The 8624-nt window shown below is 46.3% G+C and carries 3 protein-coding genes and 2 pseudogenes; 1 reads left to right on the top strand and 4 read right to left on the bottom strand.

The genetic code is table 11. The features are described from left to right. Positions 1-44 precede the first annotated feature (44 nt). Positions 45-1591: pseudogene (gene pruA / locus JCM21738_RS13540) on the bottom strand (L-glutamate gamma-semialdehyde dehydrogenase). A 372-nt stretch (positions 1592-1963) separates the two neighbouring features. Between pruA and JCM21738_RS23385 the strand changes: the two are divergent. Next, positions 1964-2401, top strand: a complete 438-nt coding sequence (locus JCM21738_RS23385) for a DinB family protein (RefSeq protein WP_369385741.1) — start codon at positions 1964-1966, stop codon at positions 2399-2401. Between the two features lie 532 nt (positions 2402-2933). On the opposite strand, the gene JCM21738_RS13530 is transcribed toward JCM21738_RS23385, so the two are convergent. The 3 genes and pseudogenes from JCM21738_RS13530 to pcrA all read right to left on the bottom strand — a co-directional run bounded on the left by JCM21738_RS13530 (position 2934) and on the right by pcrA (position 8584). Continuing rightward, positions 2934-4151: a CamS family sex pheromone protein gene (locus JCM21738_RS13530; RefSeq protein ID WP_023626228.1), complete on the bottom strand. Its 1218-nt coding sequence runs from the start codon at positions 4149-4151 to the stop codon at positions 2934-2936. Positions 4152-4165: 14 nt separating this feature from the next. Beyond that, positions 4166-6171 (bottom strand): annotated as a pseudogene (gene ligA, locus JCM21738_RS13525) (NAD-dependent DNA ligase LigA). Positions 6172-6331: 160 nt separating this feature from the next. Beyond that, positions 6332-8584 carry a DNA helicase PcrA gene (pcrA, locus tag JCM21738_RS13520; RefSeq protein ID WP_023626230.1) on the bottom strand — a complete coding sequence of 751 codons (2253 nt, stop codon included), beginning with the start codon at positions 8582-8584 and terminating at the stop codon, positions 6332-6334. Between the last annotated feature and the right edge of the window lie 40 nt (positions 8585-8624).

Here is an 8624-nt window from a genome sequence, read left to right as displayed (position 1 = left end):
CAAAAAATCCCCCTCTCAAACGAGAAGGGGATTGGAGTTCTGTATTAGTACATTTCAGAAGTAGTCTTGGCTTGCATGTGAAGAAGCAGATAGTCTGGTCCGCCAGCTTTTGAATCTGTTCCTGACATGTTGAAGCCGCCGAATGGCTGGTAACCTACGATTGCGCCTGTGCAGCCGCGGTTGAAGTAAAGGTTTCCGACATGGAAATCTTCACGTGCCTTCTGGATGTTTTCACGATTGCGAGTGATAACCGCTCCAGTCAGACCGTATTCCGTATTGTTCGCGATTTCAAGTGCATGGTCGAAATCCTTCGCTTTTGCGAATGCGACAACAGGTCCAAAGATTTCTTCCTGCATGATGCGAGCTTTTGGATCCACATCAGCGAATATTGTTGGCTTGATGAAGTAGCCTTTAGAGCTGTCTCCCTCGCCGCCAGTCATCAAACGGCCTTCTTCCTTGCCGATTTCGATGTAGCTCATGATCTTGTCGAACGCACCCTGGTCATTAACTGGTCCCATGAACGTACTTTGATCTGTTGGATCGTCAAGCTTAAGCTCATTAGTCAGTTCAACAACACGGTTTAGAACTTGATCGTATACATCTTCAACGATAACAGCACGTGAACATGCAGAGCACTTCTGGCCAGAGAAACCGAATGCTGAAGCAGTGATTGCTTGAGCAGCCAATTCAAGATCAGCGTCTTTGTCGACAACCATTGTGTCTTTCCCGCCCATTTCAGCAATGACGCGCTTAAGCCAGATTTGGCCTTCGTTCAGCTTGGATGCGCGCTCGTTGATGCGCAGACCTACGTCGCGTGAACCTGTGAAGCTGATGAAGCGAGTGTCTTTGTGGTCAACAAGGTAGTCGCCCACTTCTGCGCCGCTTCCTGGTACGAAGTTAAGAACACCTGCAGGCAGACCTGCTTCTTCCATTACTTCAACGAACTTAGCCGCAACAACTGGAGTAGTGGAAGCTGGCTTCAAAAGAACTGTATTTCCTGTAACGATCGCTGCTACAGTTGTACCAGCCATGATCGCCAACGGGAAGTTCCATGGAGAAATGATGACACCCACCCCAAGAGGGATGTAATCATAACGGTTATATTCATTAGGACGGCTTTCAACTTTCACGCCCTCTTTGATTCTTAGCATTTGACGAGCATAGTACTCAAGGAAGTCGATTGCTTCTGCTGTATCAGCATCTGCCTCGTTCCATGGCTTACCAGCTTCTTTTGTTAAAAGCGCTGAGAATTCATGCTTGCGGCGGCGAATGATTGCAGCAGCCTTGAATAATACATCGGCACGTGTTTCAGGCTTTACTTTTTTCCAAGTTTTGAACGCTTCGACAGCAGCCTGCATCGCTTTTTCAGCTAGATCGCGGTTTGCTTTTGATACGCGTCCAATAACTTCTTCTTTATTGGATGGGTTGTAAGATACAATCTTGTCTTCAGTCGAGATTCTCTCTCCGCCAATCACCAAGTCATAATCCTGGCCAAGATAGCTTCTACAGTTTTCAATCCTGTAAGGTATCCTTCACGGTGTTCCTCATCTTTAAAATTCGTGAAAGGCTCGTGTTTGTATGGCTGAACCATTCTATCCCCTCCTATGTATTAAAACGTTTTCATTCCTTTCCCATTCTATCATGAGAGTCTCATAGTGTTCAATGCCAACGTACTAGCAAGTCTTGGATTACGAATTTTCTTGATTTTTATTATGCCAATATTGTAATTCGGCCGATTTTTGGGGCTTTTTGCAAAGTTGGTCGATATATTTTGAAATGTGGTCGATATATTATAAAACCCGCTGATATATTCAGAAATGTGTCGATATAATCAGATTTTCGCCAATAAAATTATCATAGTAATAAATTCACACTAATTAGCAGCAGGGAATCCCCATAATCTAGCGAATATTTATCTATCATTCAAAAAAGGAGTCTATTTTCAGATGAAAAACGTCATGAAGTGTTGTTTAATCAGCTGGAATCCTATCGCAGCGAGATTTTAGATGTGGTTGATACCGTTTCTGAAGAAGATGCCGAGAAAATTCCGGCAGGATTCAACAATAATATTCACTGGAACCTCGGACATATCTATCTAGACCAATATTTATGGATCCAGGCGGTTACCAGAGAATCTGCAGACGTTGCCGAAGAGTTTAAATCATGGTTTGGCTACGGCACCTCTCCGGCCAGTTTCACCGAAGAAACACCTACCGTAAGCGAGTTAAAAGAATTGCTGAAAACACAGCCAGCCAGAATAAAAGACTCTTATGGAGCGCGCTTAGAAGAGGAATTCGCACCAACCGAGATGGGCATGCATACTATCGAGCAAGTATTAACCCGGACAATTTTCCATGAAGCATGCATTTGCAGACAATCCTTGATATTTCATACGCATTGAAAATTTTGCCGCCAGAATTTGCGTTCATCACTTCTTGACTTATGTATTTCTCAATTTCCGTTCTTTCTGTTACTGTCACTGCAGAGTTTAAACATCCTGCCAGTAAAAGAATCACAATCAAACCAAGGCTGACATTACGCTTCATTTTACTCTTCGCCTCCTGAATCATCGAGTTTTTCTTCCAAAAAAACAAACCGACGATAATTCCTATTGGAAATAGCACGATTGCACCGGCCACTATCCCTAATAGGATGGACATTAAAAAGAGGAAAGTAGATTGAAATTGCTCAGAAACCTTTCCGGTCACCCACTGAAAAAGATAAATAAAAGTTGATATTCCAAAGGCCCACAACATAGCTGTTTTCAATACATATTTCCATTTAGCCATTTGACTTACTCTTATTGGCACAGGCATACGTCCACCTCTTATCACTTAAATTATCAGAATATATACGATAATAATCGAGTTTTACATAGATTCACTTTTTTTTCAAAATAAAAAGCAAAGAGCACCTCGGCTCTTTGCTTCACCTTACTGATAAATATGCACAAACGGTTCATCCTGATCCGGTTTCTTGACGATCAAGGCTTCCTGTCCCAGTACAGAGGATACGCTGACCTGTACGGACATATAGTTAGGGAAGTGCTCCATCACCAGTCCTGTTACGTACTGGGTGAATCCAATCGCTTCAGCTTCGCCATAAAACTGGATAGGAATCTCGATATTCAATTCCTGCAGCTGGCCATCCAGATAAAAGCCTTTGCCGATGACGCCGTTAAAGTTAGGGAAATATTCCTCAACATCCTGCTTGAAGTTTTGGAAGAATGTGAGGTCATCCCTGTGTTCCTTCTCAGCTTGGGTAGATGGGAACAGAATGTACTTTTCTTTTACATCCTTCCAGCTGCCGATCTTGTTGCTTCCCTGGGAAACTTCGGCATAGGCGAAGAAGTTGCCTGGTACGACAGAAGATCTGCTCTCCTGTTCAAACAATCCGATCGTAATCGGTACATTATTCAACTCTTCAATCCCTCTGATCCTGTTGATGACTTCCTGGGCGATTTTTTTTCCTTCCCCTTCAAGAGGTTTACGAGTAATGTTTTTTTCGAACACTGCCCCATACGCTTCCTCTTGGTAATAGTGAACGGAATTCAGTGCCAGCCCGATTGCGATGCCGCCAAGCTGGTACGTATCCTTTTCCCCTGATTGGACAAGGTAATTATGCTCCAGGATGTGGGCGAGATAAATTGGGTTCTTTTTGTTCTGTTCGTGGGCATCGCCATTACCAGGATTGGCAGGGTTCAAGCCCAGGTTTTTCACTAAGACCTTTTTAGTACTTTTATCTTTTTTAGCCTTAGCCTGCAATTCTTTTTCCTTGGCCTCTACCTGAGCCGGAGTCATTTCACGTTCCAGCCATGATGCTACGGTGCTGCCGTCAAGATACTGGCCTTCCTTGAAAACGTACTTATCTGTAGAAAACGTATTTTGCGCAATCCGCATCAGACCTGTCTCAAATTCAGTAATATCATAACGGGTATTCAGATTATTGACGACCATGCCGCGTGCTTCCCCTGGCTCGAACGGCATGATGGTACGGTAATATTTGTCCGAAATTTTATATTTCGGGATAATCGCTTTTTCCTTTGTGTCATCATCCTTCTCCTGGACGACCTCTTCCTGCTTTTGAAAATTAGGGGCACAGGCCGTCAGCAAAAGGACAAGAGATAGAGCGACCACTGAGAGCTTCCTCATGGCGTGTACACCTCTTATTTATTTAATTCTTCAAGCATTCTCTCCTCATTCCACACTTCAATCCCAAGGCTTTCTGCTTTTGTCAGCTTCGAACCTGCGTCTTCACCAGCAATGACTAAATCGGTTTTCTTGCTGACGCTGCCGGCTACATTGCCGCCGAGCGCCTCGATTTTTTCTTTTGCCTCGTTTCTGCCCAGTTTCTCGAGCTTCCCTGTTAACACGATTGTTTTACCGGCAAAAAATGAATCTGATTCCTCTGCGGTAACCTTCTTAGGTCCTTTGTATTCCATATTGACGCCAACAGCCTTCAGTTCGGATACCAGTTCCTTGACTTCATCGTTGTCAAAATAAGTGACGATGGAGTCGGCCATTTTGTCGCCAATTTCGTTGATGGCTGTCAGTTTATCCTTGGATGCCTGCATCAGTCTATCCATCGTATCGAATTCCTGTGCCAATGTCTTCGCGGCTTTTGCCCCTACAAGACGGATACCGAGACCGAACAATAGCTTCTCTAATGAATTATCCTTCGTGGCTTCAATTGCTGACAGCAAATTAGTGACGGACTTCTCGCCCATTCGCTCAAGAGCCAGCAGCTGCTCGCGCGTCAGCTTGTATATATCAGCAACATCCTTGATCAGTTCTTGTGCGAACAGCTGGCTGACCACCCTTTCACCGAGACCGTCGATATTCATCGCATCGCGGGAAACGAAGTGGATCAAGCCTTCCCTAATCTGTGCCGGGCATTTCGGATTGATACAGCGAAGTGCGACTTCCCCTTCAATCCTGACAAGCTCGCTGCTGCATTCAGGGCACTCTGTAGGCATATGGAACTCGACTTCATTTCCTGTACGCTGTTCGGCAAGGACATTGACTACTTCCGGAATAATATCTCCCGCTTTTTTGATGACGACTTTGTCGCCGATTTTGATATCTTTTTCACGGATCAAGTCTTCATTGTGCAAGGAGGCACGTCCAACCGTAGTACCCGCAACCTGTACAGGTTCGAGGATGGCGGTTGGCGTGACGACACCTGTGCGGCCAACACTCAACTCGATATCCTTCAGAGTCGTTACGACTTCCTCGGCAGGAAACTTATAAGCAATAGCCCAGCGAGGACTCTTTGCCGTCGTACCAAGCTCGGCCTGCTGATCAAGTGAATCCACCTTGATGACGATCCCATCAATATCATACGGAAGATCCGGGCGCTTTTCGACCCAGCTATTCACATAGTCAATAACACCCTCGATGCTATCCACTTTTCGGCGCTCTTTATTCGCTTGAATCCCAGCTTCTCCAGATAATCTAGTCCTTCACTATGGGCGCGGATGCCGGTGTCTCCGACATTTGCGATTCCATAAAGGAACACATCGAGATTCCTTGATGCGGCAATCTTCGGGTCAAGCTGGCGAAGAGAGCCTGCTGCCGCATTTCGAGGGTTGGCAAATGGCTCCTCTTCACGTTCTGTCCTTGCTTTATTCAATGCTTCGAATGATTTCTTCGGCATGAACGCCTCTCCGCGGACTTCAAGCGAAACCTTTTCTATCAGGCGGATGGGCAAAGAACGGATCGTTCTAAGGTTAGACGTAATATCCTCACCAGTCGTTCCATCACCGCGAGTCGCACCGCGGATAAGCAGTCCATCTTCATATATAAGTGAAACAGCAAGACCATCAATCTTCAGCTCGCATACATAAGAAACATTGTCGCCAACACCCTGGCGGACACGGCGGTCAAAATCTCGGAGATCATCCTCATTGAAGGCATTTCCCAGGCTCAGCATCGGAATCGCATGCTGGACTTTGTTGAACATCGTCAAAATCTCGCCGCCGACACGCTGTGTAGGAGAATCAGGAGTCTGCAGTTCCGGGAATTGCTCCTCAATTTCAATCAGTTCCCTCAAAAGGCGATCGTATTCCGCATCCGGAACCGACGGCTGATCAAGAACATAATACTCATAAGCATATTGATTAAGCAGATTTTGCAAATCCTTGGCTTTTTTCTCAGCACTCTGAAAATCCATAAATCCAGCCCTTTCATAACCGAAAAGCTCAGGGCGCCTTGGTCAGCCCCGACAAGCGGCTCGAGCTGCTCAAAGCTAACGCTTCTCGCAAGATACTTGAGGGTGCACCTGGCTAGGCACTTGAGCCAGACAGTAATTTAATTGTAAGAATGAAAAAAGTTTAAGCCTTCGTAATCGGTGCGAACTTAGCAAGCAATCGTTTGATGCCTGTTGGGCTTGGGAACGCAATATCGAGCTCTGTGCCTTCTCCTGACCCTTTTACGCTGACAACGGTTCCTGTTCCCCATTTGCCATGCTGGGCTTTGTCGCCAACCTTCCATTCGATCCCTTCACCGCCGCTGGCTGCAGCAACCGGTCGAGATACAGCACCGCGAGTTGGCATTGACGGTCTTGCTGAAGTGCCTGGTCTGCCACCGCTAGCTGGAGCTGGTCTGCCGCTGCTTGTTGGTGCAGGCCTTCTTACTTTTGGCACGGCGTCTTCAACCAAATCAGCCGGGATTTCCTTAATGAACCGTGATTCCGGGTTCATATTCGTACGGCCGAAAAGGGTTCGCATCTGCGCATTCGTGATGAATAATTCTTCTTCAGCACGAGTGATTCCCACGTAGGCAAGACGGCGTTCTTCCTCCATCTCATCCTCCTCCATCAAGGAGCGGCTATGCGGGAATACGCCCTCTTCCATTCCAATCAGGAAGACAACCGGGAACTCAAGGCCCTTTGCTGAGTGCAAAGTCATCAAAGTGACGAAATCTGTTTTTTTCTCGCCGTCATCATCCAGGCGGTCGATATCAGCAACTAGTGCCAAATCCGTCAGGAACGCCACCAGGCTTTTGTCTTCACTGCTTTCTTCAAAGCTTTTTGTTACCGTTAAAAATTCATCTATGTTTTCAAGTCGGCTCTGTGACTCAAGCGATTTTTCCGCCTTCAGCATGTCACGGTAGCCTGTCTTATCAAGTACTTCTTCAACCAGTTCGGTCACTGAAAGATATTCCTGCTGGTGAGTGTAGTTGCTGACCAGGTTGCGGAATTCTGCCGCAGCTTTTTCCGCTTTCGGGCTCAGACCAATCATTTCAATCGTCTCTAGCGCCTGGAACATCGACAAATCATGCATTGTCGCGAAGTTGGCGATTTTATCGATAGAAGTCGACCCAATCGCGCGCTTCGGTACATTGATGACCCTCTGCAAACTGATATCATCATCAGGATTCGAAATCAAGCGAAGATATGCAAGGATATCCTTGATTTCCTTCCTGTCATAGAACTTGATGCCGCCGACGATTGAGTAATCGATGTTCGACTTCAAGAAAGATTCCTCAATCACACGGGACTGGGCGTTCGTACGGTAAAGAATTGCGATATCAGACAGCTTGCGGCCATTGCGAATCTGCTCCTGGATTTTGCCGATGACAAACTGCGCCTCGCCCTGTTCGCTGTCCGCTCGATAGTACATAATTTTGTTTCCTTCAGGATTTTCCGTCCAAAGATTCTTTGGCTTTCGGTTCATATTGTTCTGGATGACCATATTCGCTGCCAGCAAAATCTTCTTCGTCGAGCGGTAGTTCTGCTCAAGCAAAATTACGCTTGCCCTTGGATAATCCTTTTCAAATGAGAGGATATTCGTGATATCGGCACCGCGCCAGCGATAGATTGACTGATCCGAGTCACCAACAACACAAAGGTTCTGGAATCTTTGTGCAAGCAATTTTACAAGCATGTATTGTGCCCTGTTCGTATCCTGGTACTCATCTACATGGATGTACTGGAACTTGCGCTGGTAATACTCCATCACTTCCGGCAAGCGGATGAACAGCGTGATCGTCGTCATGATCAGGTCATCGAAATCCAGCGCATTATTCTTGCGCAGCCTGCGCTGGTACTCGGTATACACATCGCTGACCTTCTGGGAAAAGTAATCCCCCGCCGTCTTCGCATATTCCTCCGGCGTAATCAACTCGTTCTTCGCCGAGCTGATCGTTCCAAGGATCGCACGAGGATCATACTTTTTCGGATCCATATTCTTGTCCTTCAAAATCGACTTGATGACAGACTGCTGGTCAGTCGAATCAAGGATCGTGAAGTTTCGGTTGTAGCCTAGACGGTCGATGTCCCTGCGCAAAATCCGCACACACATCGAGTGGAACGTCGAAATCCAGATGTCGTCCGCCGCGCCGCCCATCATTTTTTGAATCCTCTCGCGCATTTCGCGAGCCGCTTTATTCGTAAACGTAATCGCAAGGATGTTGTAAGGATTGACTCCTTTTTCTACCATCAAATACGCAATCCTGTGTGTTAAAACCCTAGTTTTACCAGAGCCCGCGCCAGCCATCAACAGCAGCGGTCCATCCACTGTCTTGACAGCCTTCTGCTGCTCCGGGTTCAAGCCGTTCAGTAATTTATCCGTTAAATATTGCACACTCGTCACCACCATACAAACATTTGTTCTTATTTTATCT

The organism is Mesobacillus boroniphilus JCM 21738 (assembly GCF_000517385.1).
GTDB lineage: Bacteria > Bacillota > Bacilli > Bacillales > Cytobacillaceae > Mesobacillus > Mesobacillus boroniphilus.
This window is presented reverse-complemented; position numbering and strand designations above follow the sequence as displayed.

Coding starts and splice junctions, on each gene's coding strand:
- JCM21738_RS13530 (WP_023626228.1), bottom strand. CDS start 4,151: ATGAGGAAGCTCTCAGTGGTCGCTCTATCTCTTGTCCTTTTGCTGACG.